Origin of the sequence: Sphingomonas sp. VDB2 (assembly GCF_047946695.1) — a bacterium.
Lineage (GTDB): Bacteria > Pseudomonadota > Alphaproteobacteria > Sphingomonadales > Sphingomonadaceae > Sphingobium > Sphingobium bisphenolicum.
Map to the genome: position 1 here is coordinate 1300883 of NZ_CP159615.1, position 25032 is coordinate 1325914.

25 protein-coding genes are annotated in these 25032 nt (G+C 64.9%); 7 read left to right on the plus strand and 18 right to left on the minus strand.

Translation table 11 applies throughout. The annotated features are described in order from the left end of the window. Nucleotides 1-33 precede the first annotated feature (33 nt). Genes ABT375_RS06380 through ABT375_RS06390 form a run of 3 tightly spaced genes read right to left on the minus strand, consistent with a single transcriptional unit; the run spans nt 34 to nt 2239 of the window. A complete protein-coding gene (locus ABT375_RS06380) occupies nt 34-1791 on the minus strand; it encodes a DUF885 domain-containing protein (RefSeq protein WP_416464506.1) in 1758 nt (585 codons plus the stop codon). A 53-nt stretch (nt 1792-1844) separates the two neighbouring features. Next, on the minus strand, nt 1845-2048 hold the full coding sequence (locus ABT375_RS06385; RefSeq protein ID WP_416464507.1) for a DUF5818 domain-containing protein: 204 nt from the start codon (nt 2046-2048) through the stop codon (nt 1845-1847). Nucleotides 2049-2053: 5 nt separating this feature from the next. Continuing rightward, on the minus strand, nt 2054-2239 hold the full coding sequence (locus ABT375_RS06390) for a DUF1328 domain-containing protein (RefSeq protein ID WP_261936621.1): 186 nt from the start codon (nt 2237-2239) through the stop codon (nt 2054-2056). A gap of 175 nt (nt 2240-2414) precedes the next feature. Here ABT375_RS06390 and ABT375_RS06395 point away from each other — a divergent pair, with 175 nt between their 5' ends. Continuing rightward, nucleotides 2415-2864, plus strand: coding sequence for a ferritin-like domain-containing protein (locus ABT375_RS06395; protein ID WP_261936620.1), 450 nt, complete (start codon nt 2415-2417; stop codon nt 2862-2864). A gap of 3 nt (nt 2865-2867) precedes the next feature. On the opposite strand, the gene ABT375_RS06400 is transcribed toward ABT375_RS06395, so the two are convergent. Then, nucleotides 2868-3866, minus strand: coding sequence for a 2-hydroxyacid dehydrogenase (locus ABT375_RS06400; protein WP_261936619.1), 999 nt, complete (start codon nt 3864-3866; stop codon nt 2868-2870). Between the two features lie 140 nt (nt 3867-4006). Here ABT375_RS06400 and ABT375_RS06405 point away from each other — a divergent pair, with 140 nt between their 5' ends. Then, nucleotides 4007-4477, plus strand: a complete 471-nt coding sequence (locus tag ABT375_RS06405) for an SH3 domain-containing protein (RefSeq protein WP_390902421.1) — start codon at nt 4007-4009, stop codon at nt 4475-4477. A 311-nt stretch (nt 4478-4788) separates the two neighbouring features. Here the strand turns inward: ABT375_RS06405 and ABT375_RS06410 are convergent, their stop codons facing one another. From ABT375_RS06410 to ABT375_RS06425, 4 genes are all read right to left on the minus strand, one after another. Further along, nucleotides 4789-5310: a hypothetical protein gene (locus ABT375_RS06410; protein WP_416464508.1), complete on the minus strand. Its 522-nt coding sequence runs from the start codon at nt 5308-5310 to the stop codon at nt 4789-4791. Nucleotides 5311-5579: 269 nt separating this feature from the next. Further along, the gene (locus ABT375_RS06415) at nt 5580-6851 is read right to left on the minus strand and encodes an amidohydrolase family protein (protein WP_416464509.1); all 1272 of its coding nucleotides are present in this window, start codon (nt 6849-6851) and stop codon (nt 5580-5582) included. 116 nt (nt 6852-6967) lie between these two features. After that, a complete protein-coding gene (locus tag ABT375_RS06420) occupies nt 6968-8368 on the minus strand; it encodes an amidohydrolase (RefSeq protein WP_416464510.1) in 1401 nt (466 codons plus the stop codon). Beyond that, nucleotides 8365-9888: a peptide MFS transporter gene (locus ABT375_RS06425; RefSeq protein ID WP_416464511.1), complete on the minus strand. Its 1524-nt coding sequence runs from the start codon at nt 9886-9888 to the stop codon at nt 8365-8367. The genes ABT375_RS06420 and ABT375_RS06425 overlap by 4 nt, the downstream gene beginning before the upstream one ends. 141 nt (nt 9889-10029) lie before the next feature. Here ABT375_RS06425 and ABT375_RS06430 point away from each other — a divergent pair, with 141 nt between their 5' ends. Further along, nucleotides 10030-10608 carry a nitroreductase gene (locus tag ABT375_RS06430; protein ID WP_261936614.1) on the plus strand — a complete coding sequence of 193 codons (579 nt, stop codon included), beginning with the start codon at nt 10030-10032 and terminating at the stop codon, nt 10606-10608. Between the two features lie 71 nt (nt 10609-10679). Continuing rightward, nucleotides 10680-11024, plus strand: a complete 345-nt coding sequence (locus tag ABT375_RS06435) for a GntR family transcriptional regulator (RefSeq protein WP_416464512.1) — start codon at nt 10680-10682, stop codon at nt 11022-11024. 34 nt (nt 11025-11058) lie between these two features. On the opposite strand, the gene ABT375_RS06440 is transcribed toward ABT375_RS06435, so the two are convergent. From ABT375_RS06440 to ABT375_RS06475, 8 genes are all read right to left on the minus strand, one after another. Beyond that, complete coding sequence (locus ABT375_RS06440; RefSeq protein WP_416464513.1) at nt 11059-13098, minus strand: tetratricopeptide repeat protein; 2040 nt, start codon at nt 13096-13098, stop codon at nt 11059-11061. A 3-nt stretch (nt 13099-13101) separates the two neighbouring features. Then, nucleotides 13102-14466: a PEP-CTERM-box response regulator transcription factor gene (gene prsR / locus ABT375_RS06445; protein ID WP_224547445.1), complete on the minus strand. Its 1365-nt coding sequence runs from the start codon at nt 14464-14466 to the stop codon at nt 13102-13104. Further along, complete coding sequence (prsK, locus tag ABT375_RS06450) at nt 14466-16538, minus strand: XrtA/PEP-CTERM system histidine kinase PrsK (RefSeq protein ID WP_416464514.1); 2073 nt, start codon at nt 16536-16538, stop codon at nt 14466-14468. Before prsK ends, prsR begins: the two co-directional genes overlap by 1 nt. Before the next feature lie 13 nt (nt 16539-16551). Further along, entirely contained in the window at nt 16552-17940 is a 1389-nt protein-coding gene (locus tag ABT375_RS06455; RefSeq protein WP_224547449.1) for a TIGR03013 family XrtA/PEP-CTERM system glycosyltransferase, read from the minus strand. Between the two features lie 250 nt (nt 17941-18190). Next, nucleotides 18191-18454, minus strand: a complete 264-nt coding sequence (locus ABT375_RS06460) for a hypothetical protein (protein WP_416464515.1) — start codon at nt 18452-18454, stop codon at nt 18191-18193. Nucleotides 18455-18505: 51 nt separating this feature from the next. Further along, nucleotides 18506-19150 carry a sigma-70 family RNA polymerase sigma factor gene (locus ABT375_RS06465; protein WP_224547452.1) on the minus strand — a complete coding sequence of 215 codons (645 nt, stop codon included), beginning with the start codon at nt 19148-19150 and terminating at the stop codon, nt 18506-18508. Nucleotides 19151-19266: 116 nt separating this feature from the next. Continuing rightward, nucleotides 19267-19398: a hypothetical protein gene (locus ABT375_RS06470; RefSeq protein WP_416464516.1), complete on the minus strand. Its 132-nt coding sequence runs from the start codon at nt 19396-19398 to the stop codon at nt 19267-19269. A gap of 84 nt (nt 19399-19482) precedes the next feature. Then, the gene (locus ABT375_RS06475) at nt 19483-20274 is read right to left on the minus strand and encodes a response regulator (RefSeq protein WP_416464863.1); all 792 of its coding nucleotides are present in this window, start codon (nt 20272-20274) and stop codon (nt 19483-19485) included. A gap of 333 nt (nt 20275-20607) precedes the next feature. Between ABT375_RS06475 and ABT375_RS06480 the strand changes: the two genes are divergently transcribed. Both ABT375_RS06480 and ABT375_RS06485 read left to right on the plus strand, forming a co-directional pair. Beyond that, nucleotides 20608-20805 carry a NepR family anti-sigma factor gene (locus ABT375_RS06480; RefSeq protein ID WP_416464517.1) on the plus strand — a complete coding sequence of 66 codons (198 nt, stop codon included), beginning with the start codon at nt 20608-20610 and terminating at the stop codon, nt 20803-20805. A 43-nt stretch (nt 20806-20848) separates the two neighbouring features. Then, the gene (locus tag ABT375_RS06485) at nt 20849-22396 is read left to right on the plus strand and encodes a sensor histidine kinase (protein WP_416464518.1); all 1548 of its coding nucleotides are present in this window, start codon (nt 20849-20851) and stop codon (nt 22394-22396) included. Between the two features lie 34 nt (nt 22397-22430). On the opposite strand, the gene tgt is transcribed toward ABT375_RS06485, so the two are convergent. Together tgt and ABT375_RS06495 are read right to left on the minus strand one after the other, a co-directional pair. Then, entirely contained in the window at nt 22431-23561 is a 1131-nt protein-coding gene (gene tgt / locus ABT375_RS06490; RefSeq protein ID WP_416464519.1) for a tRNA guanosine(34) transglycosylase Tgt, read from the minus strand. Between the two features lie 78 nt (nt 23562-23639). Then, a complete protein-coding gene (locus ABT375_RS06495; RefSeq protein WP_416464520.1) occupies nt 23640-23819 on the minus strand; it encodes a hypothetical protein in 180 nt (59 codons plus the stop codon). 238 nt (nt 23820-24057) lie between these two features. Here ABT375_RS06495 and ABT375_RS06500 point away from each other — a divergent pair, with 238 nt between their 5' ends. Continuing rightward, entirely contained in the window at nt 24058-25026 is a 969-nt protein-coding gene (locus ABT375_RS06500) for a crotonase/enoyl-CoA hydratase family protein (protein ID WP_224547458.1), read from the plus strand. The last annotated feature ends 6 nt before the right edge of the window (nt 25027-25032 follow it).

Sequence of the window (25032 nt, forward strand, 5' to 3'; positions counted from 1 at the left end):
ACTCCGAGTAAAGCATGGACTTAAGTAGTATGGCTATGCTTTGGCCTTTTCCGTCGCGATCCATCCGTCAATCTGGCTTTCCAGCACGGTCAGCGGCACCGCGCCCTGCGCCAGCACCGCGTCATGGAAGCGGCGCAGGTCGAATTTCGGCCCCAGCGCCGCCTCCGCCTTAGCCCGCAATTCGCGAATCCTGATCTCGCCCAGCTTGTAGCCCAGCGCCTGCCCCGGCCAGCTGATATAGCGATTGACCTCTGCATCGATATTCGCGTCGGACAAGGCGCTGTTGGTCTTCATGAACGCGACCGCCCTGGCCTTGTCCCAACCCTTGGCGTGGATGCCGGTATCCACCACAAGCCGGCACGCACGCCACATCTCGTAGGACAGGCGTCCCATCATCTTCTCGGGCGTGTCGTACAGGCCCATCTCCTCGCCCAGATATTCGGTGTAGAGCGCCCAGCCCTCCACATAGGCTGTGAAACCGGCGAGATATTTGCGGAAAGGCGGCAGCGGTAATTCCTGCTGCAACGCGATCTGGTTGTGATGGCCCGGCACCGCCTCATGCGCGGTCAGGGCAGGCAGTTCCCAGAAAGGCCGCTGGTCCAGCTTCGACGTATTGACCCAATAGGTGCCGGAAATGCCGCTCTCCGGCGCGCCGGGACCGTAATAAGCGGTGGTCGTGCCTTCCGCCTCCGCCGCAGGGATGGCTTTAAGCCCATAGGGCAGACGTGGCAGCGTGCCGAAATAGCGCGGCAGCAGGCCGTCGATCATCTTGGCCTGCCGCGCCGCGACGCGCAGCAACTCTTCCGGCGTCTTGGCATAATAGCTGGGATCGGTCCGCAGGTGCTGGATATAGGCGGCGCGGCTGGGATAGCCGGCCTTGACCGCGATCTCGTCCATCCGTTTGCCGATCCGCGCTACTTCATCCAGCCCGATCTGGTGAATCTGATCCGGCGTCAGATCGGTCGTCGTATGCGCCTTCACACGGGCCGCATACCAGGCCGGCCCACCCGGCAGCGCCGACGCGCTGTCGCTCTTGCGGCAATGGGGCAGATATTCCTGCACGAACAGATCATGCCATTTGCGGTATTCGGGCGTGATGACGTCGCGGATGACCGTCACCGCCCTCGCCTGCATCGCGCTCCAGTCGGCCTCGCTCAGGTCGCGCGGCCTGGCGCGCTTGAACGGCTCGAAAAAGCGCGTCTCCTCCGGCTTGCCCGCGAAGATGCCGCTGATCGTGCCCGCATAATTTTGCAGCACCGAACAGGGCTGAACATAGCCGCCCTTGATCGCCTGCCGCGTAATGGCCAAGGCGTCGCCATTCTGCCTGGGATAGAGCGCCAAACGCTTGAGATAGCTGTCATAATCGGCGCGATTGTAGAAAGGCAGGCCGTCCGCCATGCCGGAAAAGCCCTGATGCCAGCCATAATAGGTGGTGAAGAGCATCAGCCGCTCTGCGGGATGCGTGTCGCCTTCGATATCATCGCGCAGCATCCATAGCAGTACGTCCCGATTGACTTTATCGGCTGCATCCAGTTGCTCGGCGGGTACACCTTCCAATCGGGCGACGAAGCCGCGTTCCGCCCTGATCTGCCCATCCCGCGCCGCGAGCGAGATATCATAGATGCGATCGTCATAATCGCGCACGCCCCGCGCGGTCGCCTCGACCGGATGGGTGGAGAGATACCAGCGCCAATGGTCGTCCATGACCTTTGCAAGGTCGTCATGGGGCGTTTGCGCCTGCGCCAGAGCAGGCGCGGCGAGGGTGAGTATCAGGGATAGAAACTTGCGCATGGACGCAATTATTCGCGCGTCCGAATGGTTTTGGCAAGGGGGCGACGCGGTAATCAGGCCGCAGCTACGCCCTCCGCCTCGACGATGCCGTCCCCGGCATAATAGCCCTGCACGCGCACCCGCTTTTCCACATGATCGACGGGTACGCGCAACAGGACGAGGCGATAGCTGCCACCCAGATCACGCTGAAGCAGAAAACCGGCGTCGTCGCGCAGCAATCTGCCGGTTTCATTCACGCCAGCGCCAATCTGTGTCATGGTCTTTAGTCTATCGCGTCCTTAATGCCCTTGCCAGCCAATAGTCCGAGCACGAGGAACAGCACGAATACGGCGAGGGCGATGAAGAACAGGATCTTGGCGATGCCGACGAAGGCGCCAGCGGCGCCGCCGAAGCCGAGCAAGGCCAGTACGGCCGCAATGACGAGGGAGATGATGGCCAGCTTGAGCATGGGACGTCCTTTCGTTTCGTATCCGGTCTATGCCAGCATCAACCGACGGCGAGGGCGCTTGTTCCGCCCGGTCGTAACTATGGATAATGCAGGATTAAGGTTCATTCTCAGACAGTTGTATGAACCATCGCGTCCGTTTGACCGTTCTTCCCCCGCCGTATCAAAGGAGAAGGCGATGTCGAACAATCATGCCATCAGCAAGCTGGACGACCTGATCACCACCCTGATCGATAGCGTGAAAGGCTATGAACATAGTGCCGGCAAGGTGAAATCGGACGCGTTCCAGACCCTGTTCCGCGATCTGGCAGCCGAGCGCGCCAAGGCGGTCGACCTGCTACAGGCGCGCAGCCGGGCGCTGGGCGGCAAGCCCAATGGCTTCGGCTCCGTCGCCGGCACCGTGCATCGGCGGATGGAGGACATCTTCGTTGCGCTGGGCGGCGGCGACAAGGCGGTGATCCAGGCGATCGACCGTGGCGAGGATTATCTGCGCGAAGAGTTTGAGCGCGTGCTCAAGGACGAGGCGATCGACGCGGAGACGCAGGATGTCGTGCGCCGCGCTCATGACTCGGTGGTGCATGGCCATCTGGTGGTGAACGGGCTCAAGGACCAGCTCGCCACGGCTTAAGCGTCAGACCCAGCCTTCCAGCACCTGGTTGGGCGGTCGATGGCCATCGACCCAGGTGCGGATGTTGGCAATCACCCGCGCGCCTGTCGCATCGCGGCCCTCGAAGGTCGCGGAGCCCATATGCGGCAGCAGCACGACGTTGGCCAGCGCCAGCAGCCGCGGATCGACCGCCGGCTCATGGGTGTAGACGTCGAAGCCCGCGCCGGCGATCCGCCCTTCGTCCAGCGCCGCGATCAGCGCCTGTTCGTCGGTGATTTCCGCGCGCGAGGTGTTGATGAAATAGGCGTGCGGCGGCATCAGCGCGATCCGCCGCGCGTCGATCACGCCGCGGCTGTCGGCGTTGAGCGGGCAATGGATCGATATTATGTCGCTCGCCCTCAGCAGCCCATCCAGATCGCCATGCCATTCCGCCTCCAGCTCCTGCTCCACTTCGAAGGGCAGGCGATGGCGGTTGTGATAGGCGATCGACAGGCCGAAGGCGCGGGCGCGGCGGGCGACGGCGCGACCGATCCGGCCCATGCCGATGATGCCCAGCTTCTTGCCGCCGATGCGGTGGCCCAGCATTCCCGACGGGCTCCAGCCGCGCCATTCACCCGATCGGACCAGCTTCTCGCCTTCGGCCAGGCGGCGCGGCACCGACAGGATCAGCGCCATCGTCATGTCGGCCGTGTCCTCGGTCAGGACGCCGGGCGTATTGGTGACGATGATCCCCTTCGCCCGCGCGGCCGGCAGGTCGATATGATCGACCCCGCTGCCGAAGCTGGCGATCAGTTGCAGCCGTTCCGGCGCGGCAGCCAGCAGCGCGGCGTCGATCTGGTCGCTGATGCAGGGCACCAGCACGTCGCACTGGGCCATGGCGCGGGCGAGATCGGTGCGGTTCATCGCGACATCGCCGACATTGAAGCTGGCGTCGAACAATTCGGCCATGCGCGCCTCCACATTGGGCGGCAGGCGGCGCGTGACGATGACGCGCGGCTTTGCGGGACGCTGCTTCTTGGCCATGGCAAAGCCGCTATGCCTGCCCGCGTCGCCGGTCAAGCGGATATGGCGACTGGCGACGCAACCGGCGACATCAACGCTTGTCGGGGCGGGCCGGCAGGGCGTATGGGAAGGCGATGGGCGACATGGGGTTCAGGTCTGGAATGAAGCGTCTTTTGCTGGGCGCCGCTTTGGTCGCGGCCTTGACGGTAACGGGCGCGGCGCTGGCCGGGCCGAGCAAGCCGGTCCCCTATTGGGCGTCGCTGTCGCAGGACGAAGCGCGGATGCGCGTCGGGCCGAGCCTGGATTACCCGTCCAACTGGATCTACCGCCGCCGCGACCTGCCGGTGAAGGTGGTGCAGGTGCTGGGCCTGTGGCGCAAAGTGGAAGACCCCGACGGCGCGCAGGGCTGGATGCATGTCCGCCTGCTGAGCGATACGCCGACCGCGATCGTCCGGTCCGAAGTCGCGCCGCTGCGCGAATCGCCGCGCGATGGCGCGCGGGCGCTGTTCCGGGCGGAACGCGGCGTGGTCGGGCGGCTGGGCGATTGTTCGGGCGGCTGGTGCAATTTCGACGCCAAGGGCCAGCGCGGCTATGTGAAGGCCAGCGATGTGTGGGGCGCTACCGGTAGCTAGGGTCCAGCCATGGACATGCGCTTTGCGGTGTGATTTTCCGGGCTTTCGGATGGGAAATGTTCGCTTCGATCTTTGCGATTTCAACGGGTTAGTCGCGGAACTTCTCTAACCTCTCGCATATCGCGCATGAGAGTCGCGCTTGGCGCCGGATCGACGCAGCTGCGCGACTGCGTGGAAAGGGGATGTGCGGACGATGACAAGGAGCCGAGGGGCAAATGTGGCATGGCGGCGCTGTGTAGGACAGGGGATTGGCAGCAAAGGGTGGTCAGCGGACTGTCAGCTTACCGGCTCAGAAACGTGAGATCGGATGGTTAACGATCAGACCTTTGCCGATCCCAGCCGCGCTGCTGAGCAGCCTTTACCTCTGGCAATTTCATGTCGAGATTTTCAACAGTAGTGATCCGCTTCACTTGATAGCGAAAGCTACCTTGAAGGGCATTCCCGGCATTGCCTTCGATAGTATAGAGTTCGCCAGCTTTGAGCGGCTTAGCTGGCGTCACGGTAACTGCACCCTTTGGTGCCTGACCGTATCGAAGGGGGAAGTTCGGACCGCATTTGCTGACGTTCTTATAAAGATCGTATGCGTCGAATTCCCAGACTGCCGAGCCAGCAGCGTCGCTCACTTTGAACGAGATTAGGCAGTATGGCGAACCTGTTTCATTAACGTCCTCGCTGACAAAAGATAGCTTACCATCGATAAACAGGGCCTCAACTGTGTAAACATAGGAACACGCCGCCAGTAGCGCGGTGGCAGCGACAACCGCCCAGCCGCCTAGGCGTGCTGCGATCATGTGTGCCGGAGCGCGGGATAAAGCATCTGAGAAACGGGCCATGCTCGTTACCTAGCATGATTTGCGATGTCCGCTATGGAGACCAGACAAGAGGTTCAAGAACGGCAAATTATGGTCGTGAGCAGATATTCGCTCTCGTCATGCTGGAGCTCAATCGGGCATCCCGCTCCCTTCGATGCGCGAAAAAAAGCGCCCCCCGATCAAGCCTGTCCTGAGCCTGTCGAAGGGTCCGCGGTGAAGCTATAGAGCGGCTCGCGCCGACAACCGCAACATCAGGCCCGAAGGCGAAGGAGACCGAAGCCCCCTTCGCCTCACCATTCATACGCCTTGGGCAACGCCCCTTCCGTCGGCGTCGCGTAGCGGTCGCGCAGCCTGGTCTGGCGGTTTTCCAGCGGCTGCTGCACGCCGTCGATCCAGACCGCGACCGGGGCCGACGTCATTTCCAGCGGGTCGCCGTCCCAGATCACCACGTCGCCCGCCTTGCCGGGGGTGAGCGATCCGATCCGGTCGCCCAGCCCCATCGCTTCGGCAGGAGCCGAGGTGATGGTGCGCAGCGCCTGGCCCCAGCTCAGGCCAGTGGCGCCCGGCACTTTCAGGAGCGCCACCATATTGCCCGCCTGCTGCGTCGCCGCCCGCAATTGCAGCGCATCGTCGCCGGTCAGCATCCCCATCGAGACGCTGACGCCTGCCTTGACCAGTCGGCCGACATTGCTCTGGGTCGCGGCCAGCTTTTCGAAGCTCGACGGCAGGTCTTCGAGGCCCGCCGTGATGACGGGCACCCTGGCCGCCGCAATCTGCGGCGCGACCATCCAGCCTTCGGTCGCCCCGGCCAGGATCAGCTTCAGTGCCGGGAAATCCTGCCGGAGCGCCAGCACCGCCAATATATCGCGCGCGCTTTCGGCATGGACCATCAGCGGCATCGCGCCGCTGACGACCGGCACCAACGCCTGCGCATCGACCCGGTTGAGCAGCGCGTCCTTCGATCGGCCGTCATAGCTGGCGGGCGCCTTCGCATAATCCTGCGCTTGCGTAAGCATCATCTTGAAGGTCAGGATCATCGCCGCGCGGCTGCCGCCCGCCTCCTCGACGCCCGCTTCGCCCATTTCGACATATTGGAAGGCGCGTGGCCGGGTGATCGGGCTCATGTCCGCGCCCAGATCGATCACCGCGCCCTGCCCGGCGAAGATGTTCGTGCCGGTCGCGGGTGCGACGACGGCGCGGGTGACGCCCGCGGTGCGGCTGATCGCGATCGGGTTGGCGAGCGGGTTGATGACCGGCGCGACGTCGATTGCGGCGGAGAAGGGCGAGCGGGCGCTGGTGTCGTTGGTTTCCTTGACCGCCGGCACTTCGGCCAGGCCGACGCGGGAAAAGCCCGACATGATGCCGGGCGTCACCCATTTGCCGCCGGCGTCGATGGTCTTCGCGCCGGTGGGGACGGCGACGCCTGCGCCGGCCGCGACGACCTTGCCCGCGCTGATGACCACGGTGCCGTTCCTGATCGGCTCCGATCCGTCGCCGATGGCCAGGGTCGCGCCGGTGATGACGAGGGATTGGGCCAGGGCTGGGGTTGTGGTGGCGAACAATAGCGCCGCTACAACCGTTCGGGCTGAGCTTGTCGAAGCCCGCTTGTTTCTCAACGCTTGAGTAGGAAAGCCCTTCGACAGGCTCAGGGCGAACGGCGTTCTATTAATGGGATAGTTCATTTCACGTCTCCCGCGCCGATCTGGCCCAGTTCGAAATCGACCACCGGCCGCAATTTGGGATTGGCGCTGTCGTAGAGAAGCGCGCCGTCGATCCAGACCTTTTCGGGCCGGGTATAGGTGCTGAACGGATTGCCGTTCCACAGCACGACATCGGCCATCTTGCCGACCTTGAGGCTGCCGGTCTGGTCGGCGATGCCCATGGCGCGGGCGGGGTTGATGGCAAGCCAGGTCCAGGCAACCTCGTCTGCTATGTCGATCCCCATGCGCCGGCCCGCGCCCAACGCCTTGGCCGCTTCCTGGTTCAGCCGCTGGATGCCGTCCTGATCGTCGCTATGGACGATCGCGCAGGCGCCCGCGCGGTGGACGAGCGGGATATTCTCCTTGATGCCGTCATAGGCCTCCATCTTGAAGCCATACCAGTCGCCCCACAAAGCCGCGCAGATGCCGTTGTCGCGCAGCAGGTCGGCGATCTTGTACGCCTCGACCGCGTGGTGGAAGGCCGCGACCTTGTAGCCAAACTCCTTGCTCATATCGATGACGTTGGCCATCTCGTCCGCGCGGTAGCAATGATTGTGGACGAGGATCTTGCCTTCCAGCACATCGGCCAGCGTTTCCATGCCGAGGTCGCGGGTCTGGTCCTTTCCGGCGGCGCGCTTCTTCTGATACTCCCGCGCCTTGATCCAAGTCTGGCGATTGACCGCCATATTGCCCATGCGGGTGGAAGGTTCGCGGCCCTTGCTGCCATAGACGCGCTTGGGATTCTCGCCGCACGCCATTTTGAGGCCATAGGGCGCGCCGGGGAATTTCATCCCCTGCATGGTGCGGGCGGGCACATTCTTCAGCGTCACGCTGCGCCCGCCGAACAGGTTGGCGGAGCCGGGCAGGATTTGCAGCGAGGTCACGCCGCCATTGGCGAGAGCGCGGGAAAAGCCCGCATCCTGTGGCCAGATGCTGTGTTCGGCCCAGACATGCGGCGTCACCGCGGATGTCGCCTCATTACCGTCGCTATTGGCCTCCACGCCGGGCGAAGGATAGTCGCCCAGATGGCTGTGGATATCGATCACGCCCGGCGTCACATATTTGCCGGTGCCGTCGAACACGATGATGTCGGCGGGGATCGGCGTGTCCGGGCCGCCGATCGCCGTCACCTTGCCTTCGGACAGGAAGACCACGCCATTGTCGATGCGGCCGCCCTCCCCGTCGAAGATGGTGGCGCCCCGGATCGCCGTGGGGCGGCCGGGATAGGGTTTGTAGGTGGAGGGATAGGGGTTTTCCGGTTCCGCGGATGCCCCCTGCTGCGCGGCTGGTGCATCTTCCTTGTCCTTGCGCGCGATGGCGGGGCCGGCCAGCCCCGCCAGCAGCGCCGCGATCAGCAGCGCGCATCCCTGTTGCCTCATGCCTTGTCCTCCGTGCCGATCAGGTCGAGATGCATCAACCGCTTGATATAAGGGGAAACGAGCAGCACCAGCCCGCCCACCACGATCGCGAACCAGCCGATCCGGGTATAGACGTCCAGCACCTGCGTCACATTGCCCGCCTCGCCGCTGCCCGTGGCGCGGGCGATCAGGCCGGCGATGAAATTGCCTGCCGCCATGGCGAGAAACCAGGTGCCCATGACGAGGCCCACCATATTCGACACCGACAGCCGCGTCATCGCGGACAGGCCGACCGGCGAGAAGCAGAGTTCGGCCATGGTGTGGAGCAGGTAGATGAGGAAGACGAAGATCACCGGGGTCAGGCTCGCCCCCGCCATCGCCGCGCCCGCGACCAGCACGAGGAAGCCGGCGCCGCACAGCACCAGGCCGATGCCGAACTTGGCAGGCGAAGAAGGCTCCAGACGGCGCTTGTCGAGGAAGGTCCAGAGCACCGCGAAGAGCGGCGCGAGCAGGATGATGAAGACCGAATTGACCGACTGGAACAAAGACGCGGGCACCTCCCAGCCCAGCATGTTCCGATCGACATTGCGGTCGGTGAAGATGTTGAGCGACGATCCGGTCTGTTCGAACAGGCCCCAGAAGAGCGGGTTCAAGGCGATCAGGAAGAGCGCGGCGAACATCCGGTCGCGGTCGACCTTCCCCAGCGTGCCTACCGTGCGCCAAAGGATATAGACGACGGTCAGCGCGGAGAAGCCGAGCAAAGCATAGCCCAGCAGTTCGGCATAGCGGATCACCAGCCAGATCGCGGTCACGCCCAGCGCCGCGGCGAGGTAGATGGTCCATTCCTGGCTGAGGCCGGTCGCGGTGCGCGCGCGCAGTTGCTGCGGTGCAGGCGGCTCGCCCTTTCCGAGCAGCCAGGGTTTCAGCCACACGAACATGACGAGCCCCGCGAGCATCCCGACGCCCGCCGCGCCGAAGCCCCAGCTCCAGCCCCAGAGTTCGCCGAGCAGGCCGCAGACGATCGGGCCGAGCATCCCGCCCATGTTGATGCCCATGTAAAAGATGGAGAAGGCGGGATCGCGGCGATGATCGTCGCGGGCGTAGAGTTCGCCCACCAGCACGGAGATATTGGCTTTCAGGAATCCAGTGCCCACGATGATGGAGGCGAGCGCGAAGTAGAAGCCGTTGAGGAACAGCGGGTCTTGGCCCCCCGGCCCTTCGGTGATGGCGATCAGGAAATGGCCGATGGCGATGAACACGCCGCCGACCAGCACCGCCTTGCGCGGCCCCAGATAGCGGTCGGACAGATAGCCGCCGATGACCGGCGTGATGTAAACAAGCGAGGTATAGGCGCCGTAGAGGAGATAGGCCTTGTCCTCGCCGAAGAGGAAATGTTTGGTCAGGTAGAAGATGAGGATGGCGCGCATCCCGTAATAGGAGAAACGCTCCCACATTTCCGCGAAGAAGAGCAGGTACAGCCCGCGCGGATGGCCGAGCCAGTTCTTGCCTGCCTCGACCGCGTTCATGTCCGAAATCGCCATTCGGCACCCTTTGCATATTTGTGTCCGGCCTTGCCGTGCGGCGGCCGCTTATGGGATGCAGCCTAGAGCCGATGGGTTCGTCCTGTCAAAAGACCAGCCTGCCCTTGCGTCGAAGCGAGGGACGCGCCATCTGTCGCCGCGATGTTCAACGACCGCTCCTCCCCGCTCGCCCTGCTCCAGACCCGCCGTTCCGGCAAACCGCGCGACCTGATCGCGCCCGGCCCGGACGAGGCGCAACTGCGCCAGATATTGGAAGTGGCGCTGCGCACCCCCGATCATGGCAAGCTGGCGCCATGGCGCTTCGTGATCGTGCGGCAGGACCAGCGGTCCGGGCTGGCCGATCTGCTGGAAGCCGCCTATCGCGCCGAAAAGCCCGATGCCGGGCGATTGGAGATCGATGCGATGCACCAGTTCGCGCATCAGGCGCCGACCCTGGTGGTGGCCCTGTCCGCGCCGGTGGCGGGCAGCAAGATCCCGGTCTGGGAACAGGAACTGTCCGCGGGCGCGGCGATCATGAACCTGCTGCACGCCACCCATGCGCTGGGCTTTGCCGGCGGCTGGCTGACCGGATGGCCGAGCTTCAATGGCGACGTACGCGACGCCTTTGGCGGGCCGGGCGAAAAGATCGCCGGATTCGTCTTTATCGGCACGCCGGGCAAGCCGCAGGAAGAACGGCCACGGCCGGACTATGACATGATCGTTTCGACCTGGGACAGATAATTCCGCAGGCAAAGCTTGCCGAACAGTCATGTGGATTGACCCGCATGGCTGTATTATGGCACTGATGCACCATGGCCGACGAATCCAAACCCGTCTATCTCCGCCTGCGGGAGATCATCGCCGCTTCCATTCTGGATGGGGAATTTTCCGATGGCGACCTGCTGCCATCGGTGCGCGCCTTCGCCGCTACGCAGGGCGCGAACCCGCTGACCGTGGCCAAGGCCTATCAGAGCTTCCAGGATGACGGGCTGGTAGTGGTGAAACGCGGCGTCGGCATGTTCGTCGCCGACGGCGCGACCCGCCGCCTGCGCGAAGCCGAACGCGAACGCTTCCTCGACAGCGTCTGGCCCCCGGTCGCGGCGCAGATCAGGCGGCTGGGCATTCGGCTGGACGATCTGGATCTGGCGAAGGCGTAGGCCTGTTTAGCGACTGGTCGGGTTGATCAGCTAACTACAGCGCCGCCAGCGCGTCCAGCGCATCCTGTCGGCCCGTAAAGCCGCGTACCGCCGCCGCTCTACCCAGCGCCAGCTTTGCCTCCCCCTTCCGCCCCGCGGCGGCATAGGCCTGCCCGAGATGCATCTGCAACGCAGGGGCTTGCGGCGCCATCGCCACCGCCTTTTCCAGCAGGTCGATCGCCACCGGCCCCTTCTCGCCGGTCTTCATCAGCACCCAGCCGAACATGTCGGCGGTCAGCGGATTGGCCGGCATCAGCCGATAGCCATGCGCGGCATAGGCGCGCGCACTCGCGCGATCGCCGCTTTCCAGCGCCGCGCGGGCCAGGTCCGCCATCAGCACCGCGTCGTTTTCGCCCACCTGCGCCTGCACCGCGTGGAGCATCCGCAGCGCGCCACGCCAGTCCTGCGCCTGCATCGCGATGCTTGCGGCCAGCCGTTGCACCTGCACATCATTGGGATTCTGGGTCAGGAACAATTGTACGACCTGTGCCGCACGTGCCGGATTGCCGACCCGGCCCCACGCCGCCGCCAGCCGAAGCGCAACGTCACGATCGAAGCGAATATTGGCCGCCGCCTCATAGGCGCGCACCGACTCCTGCGACGCGCCATCCGCGGCCAACGCATCGCCCAGGATCAGCCAGGCGTCGGGCGCACCGGGATTGGCGCGGCTCAACATGCGCGCGCGTGCCACCGCATCGGCGTTACGCCCGGTACTGAGTAAAGCGCGAATATAGGGGACGTTGTCACGCGCGGTTGCAGCGCTGGCGGGCGCCGGACCAGTCGCCAGCGTGCCGTCCGATGCGCCGGCGAAGGGATCCGCCGCTGCCCGTATCGGCCAGGCGGCGCGCGCCAGCATGTCGTCCGCCATCGCCCGGTTGCCCAAAGCTTCCTGCGCGCGGGCGGCGAGCGTCAGCACATAGGGATCTGCATCGCGCTGGGCCACCATCGGCGCGAGGAAGGCGGCGGCGGACGCAAAGTCGCCATTGATATAATGTGCCCGCGCCAACAGCGCGCGCGCGGTGCGATTGTCCGGCTGCGCCGCCACGAGCGGGCCAAGCGCATCGGCGGCCAGAACCGGATTGCCGTCCTGCAATTGCAGCACACCGCGAAGCAGCCGGGTCGCCGGTTCGGCGTCCAGCCGCCCCTGGGTGCGGTCGAGCAACTTGCGCGCCAGATCGCCCTGCCCGGCGCGCGCGGCCATCACCGCCTGCATCATCCAGGCGCGCGGGTTGGACGGATCGATCGCAATCAGCCGTCGGGTAAGGGTCAGCATCGCGCTAGCCTGCCCCGCATCCGCCAGCGTCGCGGCATATTGCTCCAGTGTCGGCACCGAATCGGGATTGGCCGCCAGCGCCCGTTCGAACCAGGGCAGCGACGCGGTCAGCCCATATTGGCCGCGCACCAGTTCGCCGCGCAGGGTCAGCGCCTTCGCATCGGTCGGGGCCAGCGCCACCGCCCGGTCGGCCGCGGTGATCGCACCGGCCTGATCCCCGGACAGGAGGCGCAGGCGCCCCAGTTCGACCCAATTGGCCGGATCGTTCGGCGCGACCGTCAGCGCCCGTTCCAGCGCCGTGCGCGCATCCGCGATGTTCCCCTGCGCCAGCGCGGCGCGCGCCACGACCCGCGCGGCCGGGACGGCGAAGTCGGACGGCAGGTCGGGCGCCCGCGCTTCCCGCAGCGCGCCCTCCAGGTCGCCTTGCAACAATAGCGCCTGCGCCATCACCGCGCGGGTCTGCGCCGGCGGCGCCCCCAGTGCGCGGGCGCGTTGCACCGCCGCCTGCGCGCCCACGCCGTCGCCCAGTTCGGCGAGCGCCCGTGCCTGCGCCTCGTGGACCGCGGCGGAACGCGGATTGCCCTTGATCGCGTTCATCAACTCGATCCGCGCGGTGCGCGCGTCGCCCTTGTCGAGCGCGGCCAGACCGCGCGTCAGGGCCGAACTGCCGTCGCGCTCATGGGCGCGCCATTGCCACAGGCCCGCCCCGGCGAGCAGCAGCAGGACCAAAAGAGCGAGGATGATGAGACGGGACCGGCGCATCGATTATCCCTGCATCTGATATTGTTTGAGCAGGTCGTAGAGCGTCGGGCGGCTGATCCCCAGCATCTTGGCCGCGCCGGAAATATTGCCGTCGGTGCGGGCGATGGCGCGGCGGATGGCGCGGCGATCGGCCATTTCGCGTGCGGCCTTCAGGTTGACGACGTCGCCGCCCTCGGCGCGCTCGTCGTCCAGGTCGAGGTCCGCGGCGGTGATCAGCTTGCCATCGGCCATGATGACCGCGCGCTTCATGCGGTTTTCCAGTTCGCGGACATTGCCGGGCCAGCCCCAGGCGTCGAGCGCGGCCAGCGCGTCAGGGGCCAGCCCCTTGACCTGCGGGTTCATGTCCCGCGCGAAGCGGGTGAGGAAATGGCGCGCTAGCAACGCCGGATCGCCCGCCCGTTCCTTGAGCGCGGGGATGCGCACGACGATCTCGGCCAGGCGATAATAAAGATCTTCGCGGAAGCTGCCAGCCGCGATCATCTGCTCCAGATTCTGGTGTGTCGCGCACACGATGCGCGTATCGACCGCGATCGGCTGACGCCCGCCGATCCGCTCGATCACCCGCTCCTGCAAAAAGCGCAGCAGCTTGACCTGCAAGGGCAGCGGAATGTCGCCTACTTCGTCCAGGAAGAGCGTGCCGCCCTGCGCCTGCTCGATCTTGCCGGGCGTCGTCTTGATCGCACCGGTGAAGGCGCCCTTTTCATGGCCGAACAATTCGGATTCGAGCAGCGTCTCCGGAATCGCCGCGCAATTGATCGCGACGAACGCACCGCCGCGCCGCGGGCTGGCGTCGTGCAGCCCCTGCGCCAGCAACTCCTTGCCGGTTCCGCTCGCGCCCAGCAGCAGGACGGACACCTGCGCCGCGGCGACGCGCTCGATCGTGCGGGCGACCTTCATCATTTCCGGCGCGCCCGAAATGAGGCGGCCCAGCACCCGGCCGTCCTCCGGCGCGGTCTCGGCCAGCCGCGCATTTTCCCGCTCCAGGGCATGGACGTGGAAAGCGCGGCGGACGATCAGGCCCAGTTCGTCGATGTCGACCGGCTTCTGGTAGAAATCATAGGCGCCGCCGGCAATCGCATCCAACGCGCTTTCGCGCGCGCCATGGCCGGACGCGACGATGATCTTCGTGTCCGGCTTGATCTTGAGCATGTCGGCGAGTGTGGCGAAGCCTTCGCTGGTGCCGTCAGGGTCCGGCGGCAGGCCAAGGTCAAGCGTCACGACATCGGGGGTTTCGGCCCGCAACATCTCGATCGCTTCCTGCCGGTCGCCGGCGATGAAGAGCTGATAATCCTCATAGGCCCAGCGCAATTGCCGCTGAAGCCCCGGATCATCCTCGACGATCAGCAATTTGGGACGGATGTCGCTCATCAGGCGGCCTTCTCTTGTCTGTCTGTCCGGGGCGCCAGCGGCAGGCGCAGGGTGAAACGGCTGCCCGCGCCCGGCTTGCTCTCCACCTCGATCCGCCCGCCCATGGCCTGCGCCAGGCTGCGGGCCTCGAACGCGCCGAGGCCGAAACCCGCCGCCTTGCTGGAAGAAAAGGGCTTGAACAGGTCGCGGCGGATATATTCGGCGCTCATGCCCTTGCCCCGGTCGATGATCTCCACGACCGCTTCGCCGCCGTCGGCGGTCAGGCGCAGGTCGACCGGGCTGTCGGGCGCACTGGCATCGATCGCATTTTGCAGCAGATGGGTGACGATCTGCTCCACCCGCGTCGGGTCGGCCAGCGCCAGCGGCGCGCCGCCGCTGACATGGATAGGATGCTGGCGCTCGCGGGCGCGGGCGATCTGTTGCAACAGGTCGATCATATCCATGGGACGCGGCTCTTCCGCCCGGCCCTTGTTATGCTGCGACAGGCGGGCGAGCATGTCGTTCATCTTGCCCACCGATTCCTTGAGCGTCAGCACCATGTCGGCGCGGAAATCCGGGTTGTCGGCATGGCGCTCCGCATTGCGCGACAGGAGCGACAACTGGCTCACCAGATTTTTCACGTCATGGATGATGAAGGCGAAGCGGCGATTGAATTCCTCGAACCGCTGCGCGTCGTCCAGCGCCTGCTGGCCCTGCGCCTCGCTGATGTGGGTCGCGGCCTGTCGCCCGGCGGCGCGCAGCATGTCGAAATCCTCCCAGTCGAGCCGACGGTCGATCGGCGGGCGGGCCAACAGCAGTGCGCCGATCAATCGGCCATAATGGATCAGCGGCACCAGCGCCCAGGCGCGGCGATCCTGCGTCATCCATATGGGCAGGTCCAGCGCGCTGTCGCCGGTCTTCAGCCGCGCCAGATCGAGAATCCAGCCGCTCTTTTCGATATGCTGCACCGTGGCCGGCGCGACCGCATCGACCTGGGCCAGATCGCCGGTCCAGTTCCAATGCGTCTCGAACGACAGGGCGTTGCGCTCGTCGCGCAGAAGCAGCATGGCCGCGGGGGAATCGGTGATGTCGGCCACCGCTTTGGCCACGCGCTCGCCCAGCGGCGCAGCGTCCTCGCCCGGCCGGCCGATCGTGTCGCCAAAGCGCATCCATTCGGTGCGATAATCATAGCGATGCTGGAAGAAATGCTTGGCGACCTGCACCTTCCACAGCGCCCGCACCTGGGGCGATGGCAGCAGCACCAGCGCGGTGACGGCGGTGAAGAAGACCGCACCGATCTCCACCACCCGCGCATAGGGGCCGGCGATCAGTTCAATCAGCACCGCCGCGGCGGTCAGCACCGCGACATAGAGGCCGATCGCCACGATCGAGAGCGACTGGAAGGTGATGGCGCGCGACAGTTGCAACCGCCCCGCCATCCCCTTGCGCATCCCCACCGCGATCACCGGCGCCGCCAGCGCCATGAGCAGGCCGCGCAGCGCATAGAGTTCGTTCACCCGGTGCGGCGCGACATAGCAGATGGCGTAGAGGTTGAGATCATAGGTCCACATCGCCGCCAGCGCGCCCAGCAGCAACGCGATCCCGCCTCGCTCGCGCGACGGCCAGGCGGTGTAGAGGTGATGGACCAGCAACAGGCTGCCGATTGCCGTCATCATCCGCAGGATCAGCGAACAGGTGACGAGCGCGCGATGCAGGTCGCTGGCCGGCGACAGCTGACGCCAGGTCAGGTCAGTGAAGGTCTGGAGCAGGATCAGTCCGGCCACCGCGGCGTAGAGGGCGCTGATGGCGACGGTCGGCCCTGTGCGCCCCACCGGGCCGCGCCGCAGCATGACGAACATCGCCAGCAGCCAGGCGGCGTTGCGGATGCTTTCGCCGATCCCCGACAGCGGCTTCGACACGCCGCCGAACGAGACATAGAGCGCCCAGCAGGACGTCAGCAGCAGCGCGGCGGCGAGCAGGCGCGGTTCCGGCGCCTCGTCCCGGCGGCGCAGCAGGAAGATGCCCAGCGCGGCGAACAGCACCGCCGCGAGCGCATGGCCCCAGTCGCCGACAAATTGGAGGAGCGCGCCCATGCCCGCTATCGCCTCAGCGCGCGCCGTCGGGCCAGAGCACGACCCGCAAGGTCTGGATCAGGATCAGTAGGTCCAGGAAGGGCGTGTAGTTCTTGGCGTAATAGAGATCATATTCCAGCTTGTGCCGGCTGTCCTCGATCGATGCGCCATAGGGATAGTTGATCTGCGCCCAGCCGGTGATGCCGGGCTTCACCATATGCCGTTCGGCATAATAGCGCAGATGCTGCTCCAGATCCTCGACGAACTGGCGCCGTTCGGGACGCGGGCCGACGAAGCTCATCTCGCCCTTCAGCACCGTCCAGGTCTGCGGCAGTTCGTCGATCCGCAGCTTGCGCAGCCAATAGCCGAGCCGCGTGATGCGCGGATCGTCCTTTTCCGCCCACACCGCCTGGCCGTTGACCTCCGCATCCAGCCGCATGGTGCGCAGTTTCACGATCCAGAACTCCTGACCGAACAGGCCCACGCGCTGCTGGCGGTAGAAAGCCGGTCCCTTGCTGTCCATCTTCACCAGGATCGCGGCGAGCAGGATGATCGGGCCGGTCAGCGTCAGCAGGATCAGGCTGGCGATGACGTCGAACAGTCGTTTGGCGATGCTGGACAGGCGGCGGCCGGCGGAGAAGCCGTCGGAAAAGATCAGCCAGCTCGGGTTGACGCTGGCCAGGTCGACGCGGCCCGTCTCGCGCTCCAGGAAGCTCGACAGATCGTTGACATGGACGCCGGTCGTCTTGATGCGCAACAGGTCGGACATGGGGATGGCGTTGCGCCGTTCCTCCAGCGCCAGCACCACTTCGCTGGCGTTCAGCCGCACGACGAAATCGGACAGGTTGAACACGGCGTCGCGGTTGATCGCTTCGGGGATCACCTGCGGCCCGTCGTTCATGGCGATGAAGCCCACGACCAGAAAACCGGCGCCGCGCTTCTGCTCCAGTTCCTTGATCCGGTTGGCGCGATTGCCCGCGCCCAGCACGACCAGCCGCCGCTTGAACGCCTCGCCGCCCAGCATGGAGCCGAGCAGCAGCCGCACCATCACCAGCAGGCCCATGGCCAGCCCCATGGCGTAGAGCGAATTGGACCGCCACAACGTCATGCCGGGCATCAGAAAGTAGAGGACCGAAAGGAAGATGACGCCCAGCGATACCGCCACCAGCAGGCGCGCAAAGGCGAAACGGATGGATTGCAGCGCTTCGACGCCATAAACGCCCACGGCGATCATGCCGGTCTGGATCGCGAACGCGAAGCTGAGCAACGGCCCGATCCGCGTCATGACATGATCGACATCCATGCCGATCTGGCGTGCCCGCAATATCCAGCCCCCTTCGGCCGCGCACAATAGCAGCGCGAAATCGAGCAGGCCCAGCAACAGCACCGCATGCGGCACATAATGTTTGAACAGCCTGATCATCGTCGCGCATATCCTGCTGGCCGCCGTGATGGCGCACCTTTTCGGGATCGAATTTTCTTACAATGGCTGTAAGATAATCCGACAGTGCGCGCACCCTGCCCGAAAATGGCAAATAAATGCTGAATCGCGCGCGGACCTCGCCTATCAGCGCGCGTGGCGCAGAGGCAAGCTCTTGTCAGGCATGGCGATTATACGCGACGCATCGATCCACAGCTCATTTCGCGCTGGCGGTCTGGCCACGTGGCGACGCTCAATTACCGTTTCGCAAAGTGTCGGCTGCATTCTTGGCGGCGTCGCCAACGACCCGCGCAGCGTCGTCCACCGAGCCGGCGGCCTCCGTCACCTTATCGGCCTGTCGGTCTCCACGCCGCTCGTTCGTCATGTAGAAAAAGCCGATTGCGAGGATCAGCGCCAGCGCGACCAGCGCAAACACGACGCCGCTGCCGCGCGACCGTTCGACCACCGAGACATGATGCGGCCGGTCATCGTCCCGCCCAGGGGGCATATCGCCCATGATGCGTCTCCTTATATCCCAACAACGGACATAGTGACGCAAACGTTCCTGTTATTTATGATCTTCATGGGTGGGACGGCCCCGACTGAGGCGATCGACATCTTCCATGATCTCGTCCAGCACCGCGGTTTCGGTCGTTTCCTGGGTACGGCGCGACGGCAGGTCGCCGCTTTCCAATATCTGTTCCAGCGCCGCGCGGCCGCGCGCCACCCGACTCTTGATCGTGCCGACCGCCACGCCGCAAATTTCGGCGGCCTCCTCATAAGCGAAGCCGCCCGCCCCCACCAGGATCAGCGCCTCGCGCTGGGGCTGGGGCAGTTGCAGCAGGGCACGCTGCATGTCGGACAGTTCGACATGCTTGTCCTGCCCGGCCGGTGCCGCCAGAATGCGATCCGCGGTCAGGTCGTCCCAGTCGCCGCGGAAACGCGAGCGGCGCATCTGCGAGAGATAATGGTTGCGCAGGATGATAAATGTCCAGGCGCGCATGTTGGTGCCGGCCTGGAAGCGATTGCGCGCGGCCCAAGCCTTCAGCAGGGTTTCCTGCACCAAGTCATCGGCAAGATCGCGATTGCCCGAAAGCGACCGGCCAAAGGCGCGAAGATGCGGAATGACGGCAGCAAGTTCGCGCTTGAAATCCGTGTCGGACAGCGCAGCGCGCTCCTCGATCCCGCCGATTTCGCCAACGTCCTCATCCATGGGAACAACCCCCGTGCCAGAATCTGCACTCGCCGCATGAACCGACGTCGTCAAAGCCATATGAACATCCGTACCCAAAACCGATCACTGCAACGACCAACTTCCCGCATCTCGCCCTAGCGCCAGATCACCACCAACATGGCGATGACGGCCAGAGCCAGCGATATGCCGAGCACGTACCGCATCACATGGGGCGTGGCCCCTGCGCGCGCATCATCGGTGGCGATGTGCTGTTCCTGCTCGACCATGACGAATCTCCCGATCGTTACGCATCATTAACGCAGCGCTCCGATCGGGGTTCCGTGACTTTCTGGCTCTTATGCCGACGACGCTCAGGCCGGGGCGGTGGCTTCGTCGAAGAACAGGGCCTGCGATATCGCCGCCTTGACCGTCGAACGCTGGAACGGCTTGGTGATGAGGAAGGTGGGTTCGGGCCGCTCGCCGGTCAACAGCCGTTCCGGGAAAGCGGTGATGAAGATCACCGGCACCGAAAATTCGGCCAGAATGTCCTTCACCGCATCGATACCGCTGCTGTCGTCGGCCAGTTGGATGTCGGCCAGCACCAGGCCGGGCCGGTCGGCCAACGCTTCGCGCACCGCATCTTCGGCCGTGACGGCGATGGCGGTGACGTCATGGCCCAGGTCGCGCACGATGGTCTCGATATCCATCGCGATGATCGGCTCATCCTCGATGATCAGCACCTTGGCGCGGGTTTGCGCCTCGATCCCGCCCAGCGCTTCTTCGACCAGCGCCTCGACGTCGCTGCTGTCCATGTCGATCAGATAGGATACGTCATCGACCGTAAAGCCTTCCAGCGCGGTCAGCAGCAGCGCCTGGCGCGGCAATGGCGTCAGCCGCGCAAGGCGCGCCTGCGCAACCGCTTCGCGACCGCCACCGGCCGAAACCGGCAGGTCTTCGAGATGCGCCGACGACCAGATCGCCTGAAACGTCTTGTAGAGGCCAAGCCGCGGGTCCACGTCGCTGGGAAATTCTTCCGGCGCGGCGACGATCGCTTCCAGCGCGGCGCGGACATAGGCGTCGCCATGATTCTGGCTGCCGGTCAGCGCCCGCGCATAGCGCCGCAGGAACGGAAGGTGGGGGTGCAGTTGCTGTCCAAGCGACATCGTCAAGTCTTCTCCCTGCCCGTCAGGGCCACATTGTCCCGAAGCATGGGACCGTCTGCGAAGGATGGAATGTCCATGTCATGATGACAACCCCCCGCCGCCCCACAGCTGCGCAAAGTTGCGCAGCGTAAAAAATGCTTCGAGGGGCGGAACCATCAACAACCGGATTTGTTTCGCACCCATATGGTTTTTTCGACGATATCGTGAATTTCCTATGGATTGCACAGTTGTGCGAATTGACGTCATGACGCAAACCCGCGAAACGGGCGCGCCGGCATGGCGGGAATTGCTTTAGAGGGGCTGATTTTGGTTTCTTCAACGACGGAGCGGGGCGTGGCCGATGACGACAAGAATGCCGACGTCGCAACCCGGAAAGCTCAGGTGAAGGGCTCCGCCGCCCAGCGCAAGCGTCCCGCCGCCACCGGCAAGGAGGACGCGCACGTGTCGCAGGTTTTGCGCACCGTGTATCAGCGCGCCGTCGATGAGGATATCCCGTCCGAAATGCTGGACCTGTTGAGCAAACTGGACTGACACACAGATGATCGGGGGCAGCCTTCCTCCGGCAGCCCGCTCCATGGTCGAGCCATTGCTGCATTTTTTCCGCTCGACCGGGGTCAAGATGTTCCTCATCCTGACCCTGGCCTTGTTGCCGCTGGGGCTGATCGCGCTCGTCGCGTCGCTCCAGGCGATCCGAACTGCCGACCTTGAAAAGGAAGCGCTGCTGCGCGTGGCGGTCACGCAAAGCGCGCGCAAGCTGACGGCGGACCTGCAGTCGGACCGCACGGCGCTCGAACTGGTCGTCAATGCGCTGGCGAACAACGCTGCCGACAAGGGCATGTGCCGGCGGCTCGCCTTCTTCCTGACGTCGCACGACGCCGAAGGGGGGCATTTCTACATTTACGACCGCGCGGGCAAGCGCCTGTGCAGTTCGCCCGAACCCGAACCGGCGGGCGTTGCGCCCGCGGATCGTTTCGCCCGGCCGATGGCGCAATTGCTGCCGGCCCATCTGCTCAGCAGGGTGCGCAGCGGCAACGGGCGGCTGGTCGCATTGTCCTATTATTCGCGTGGGCATCTCGAAAGCATCGCCGACCCCGCCACCGCGCTGCAAAATCGCCAGCTCAGCCTGCGTCAGGGCGACAGGCAACTGATCGTCAGCCGTCCCGGCGCGAGCATCAGCGGCCATAGCAACAGCCTGTCCGCCCGTCTCGACCCGCCCGACATATTGCTGACCATGACCGTGCGCGAACCGCCCGCGACCCTGGCGCGGATGCTGTCGCTGTTCCTGCCGCTGGTCATGTGGTTCGCCGCGGCCGCGATCGGCTGGTTCGTGGTCAACCGCCTCCTCATCCGGCCGCTGGTGCTGTTGCGGCGGGTCGTGGCCGATTATCAGCCCGGCGAAGTGCTGCAACCGTTACAGCGCTTGCGCACCCCTGCGCTGGAGATCGTCGCACTGGGCGAGACCTTCCATGAAATCAGCATGGACGTGGCCACCCATGAAGCGGAGATTTCGGAAAGCCTGGAAACCCAGCGCAAGCTGACCCGCGAGGTGCATCACCGGGTCAAGAACAACCTCCAGATCATCGCCAGCCTCATCAACCTGCACGCCCGCTCCGCCCATGATCCCGAAGCGGTCGAGGCCTATGCCTCGATCCAGCGCCGGGTCGACGCGCTGTCGGTCGTCCACCGCAATCATTTTGCGGAGCTGGAGGAAAATCGCGGCGTCGGCGTCCGCCCGCTCATCAGCGAATTGTCGGCCAGCCTGCGCGGCACCGCGCCTGCCGCCGCGCGCCGCTTCGCGATCCAGATCGACAGCGACAATCTCCACATCAGCCAGGATGTGGCGGTGCCGATCGCTTTCCTGCTGACCGAACTGGTCGAACTGGCGATGATGCTCGCACCCCAGGCCACGATGCAGATCGCGGTGCAGGTGGAGCCGGACCGCGACGATCGCGCCCGGCTGATGGTGGGATCGCCGGGCCTGAAGGCGTCCGATGCGATGACCGGCCATCTGAACGAACGCTATGGCCGCGTCCTGACCGGCCTGTCGCGCCAGTTGCGCGCGCCGCTGGATTATGACGGCGACGCGGGCAGCTACGCCATCACCATCACCGTCATCCCCTGACCCCTATATCCTGACCCCTATATCCTGACTGACCTCAGACCCGCTGATAGTCGCGGCGGAAATCGGTGGCGAAACCGGCCAGCGTGCCGGCGGCAATAGCATCGCGCAGCCCCTGCATCAGTTCCTGATAGAAATGGATATTATGCTGGGTCATCAGCATCGCGCCCAGCATCTCGCCCGCCTTCACCAGATGGTGGAGATAGGCGCGACTCCAGGTCGCGCAGACCGGGCAGCCGCAACGCGGATCGAGCGGCCCTATATCCTCGTTGAACTTGGCGTTGCGGATGTTGAGCGGCCCGGCCCAGGTGAAGGCCTGGCCATTGCGGCCCGATCGGGTCGGCAGCACGCAATCGAACATGTCGATGCCGCGCTCCACCGCGCCGACGATATCGTCGGGCTTGCCCACGCCCATCAGGTAGCGCGGCTTGTCTTGCGGCAGCATGGCTGGCGCAAAGTCGAGCGTGGCGAACATCGCCTCCTGCCCCTCGCCCACCGCCAGCCCGCCCACGGCATAGCCGTCGAAACCGATCTCGATCAGCTTTTCGGCTGAAATCCGGCGCAAGCCTTCGTCAAGCGATCCCTGCTGGATGCCGAACAAAGCCGCCCGCTCCGCATGATCCCCGCCCGCGTCGAACCCGTCGCGTGACCGCTTCGCCCAGCGCATCGAGCGCTCCATCGACCGCCCCGCCTCGTCATGGGTGCAGCCATTTTTGGTGCATTCGTCGAACGCCATGACGATGTCGCTGTCGAGCAGCCGCTGGATTTCCATCGATCGTTCCGGCGTCAGCATATGCTTCGACCCGTCGATATGGCTGGAGAAGGCGACGCCCTCCTCGCTCATCTTGGTGAGCGCAGACAGGCTCATCACCTGATAGCCGCCGCTGTCGGTCAGGATCGGCCGGTCCCAGCCCATGAAGCCGTGCAGTCCGCCCAGCCGCGCCATGCGCTCTGCGCCGGGACGCAGCATCAGATGGTAGGTGTTGCCCAGGATGATGTCCGCGCCGGTCGCGCGCACTTCGGCCGGACGCATCGCCTTGACGGTCGCGGCGGTGCCCACGGGCATGAAGGCGGGCGTGCGAATCTCGCCGCGGCGCATCTGGATCGCGCCGGTGCGCGCCTTGCCGTCGGTGGCGCTGACGGAGAAGGAAAAACGAGGCTTGGTCATGGCCGCGCTCTACGAGCGAACAGGCGCGCGCACAAGATTGGCACTGGGATTGGCGCTGGGATCGACGGTCGAGCCGGCTCAGCCCACCTTGCGAACCCCGTCGAACAGCGCCATCGCGTCGATGTTGAAGCCTTCTACACGGCGATAGGGGCCGATGAAACGCAGGCAGTCCGCCGACAGGCGCAAAGGCCATGGCGTACCGTCCCGATCATGCAGGGCCAGGGTAACGCATGGGGTCTGGGGGCGCGGCTGGTTCATGGCTGCCGGGGTAATTAATAAAGGTTAACAAAGCCCTGACCGTAAAATCTTACATATGTTCAAGAGGGCCTTCTGTGGCAATTGCGCCACATTCGATCCAGTTCGGGGGGATTTGGGGCGACCTCCTTGCAACAGTTGCGGATAAAAATGGTTAATGCCCTGTCAATCATAAGGCGGTTGAATGCATGTTGCGGTCCAGCCTGATCTTTTCATTCAATATAGAAAAACGGGGTCGCAGATGATTGATTCAGGACGGTTTAATCCAACCAGAGACGAGGCTGAGCACGCCTCAGAAGAATATTTCTCGGACAGCGGTGACCATCCGCCGCTCGCCTCTACGGAAAGCCCGCTCGACGCCGCATTCCGCCAGTCCACACTGTTCGACCTGGGACAGATCGACGTGCGCTGGGACGCGGATCTCGCGACGCTCTGGGCTTTCATGACGCCACTCGAACGCCCCAACAGCAATATGGGCCTGATTCGCGATACTATGGCCTGGCAGCGCGAAAGCCGCCGGGTATTCGGCGGCGCGGACGGTAGCGGCCGGGACGGTCCGCTCAAATTCATGGTGCTCGGATCCCGATTTCCCGGCGTGTTCAACCTGGGCGGCGACCTGGAAATGTTCGCCGAATGCATCCAGCGGCGCGATCGCGACACATTGCTGAAATATGGCGTCGCCTGTTGCGAGATCGTCGACCGCATCTGGCATTGCAACGACATGAACGTCATCAATATCGGCCTGGCCCAGGGCGATGCGCTGGGCGGCGGGCTGGAAGCGCTGATGTGCTTCGACGTCATCATCGCCGAACGGCAGGCGCGCTTCGGCCTGCCCGAAGTGTTGTTCGGCCTGTTTCCGGGCATGGGCGCCTATTCGATTCTCTCACGCCGGGTTGGCCCGGTGCTGGCGCGGCAGATGCTGACCGAGGGTCATATCTATACCGCCGACGAAATGTGCGAGATGGGCATCGTGACGCAGGTGGTCGATACCGGCGAAGGCGAAGCGGCGACGGCCCAGTGGATCAAGGACCATAGCGCCCATCATGCCGGCTATGTCGGCATCAACCGGGCCGGCCGCCGGGTCAACCCGATGACGCTGGAGGAATTGGTCGATATCGTCGAAACCTGGACCGACACCGCGCTGGCGCTGTCGGATCGGGATTTGCGGATGATGCGCCGGCTGGCCGCAGCGCAGACCCGCCTGCGCTGATGGGAA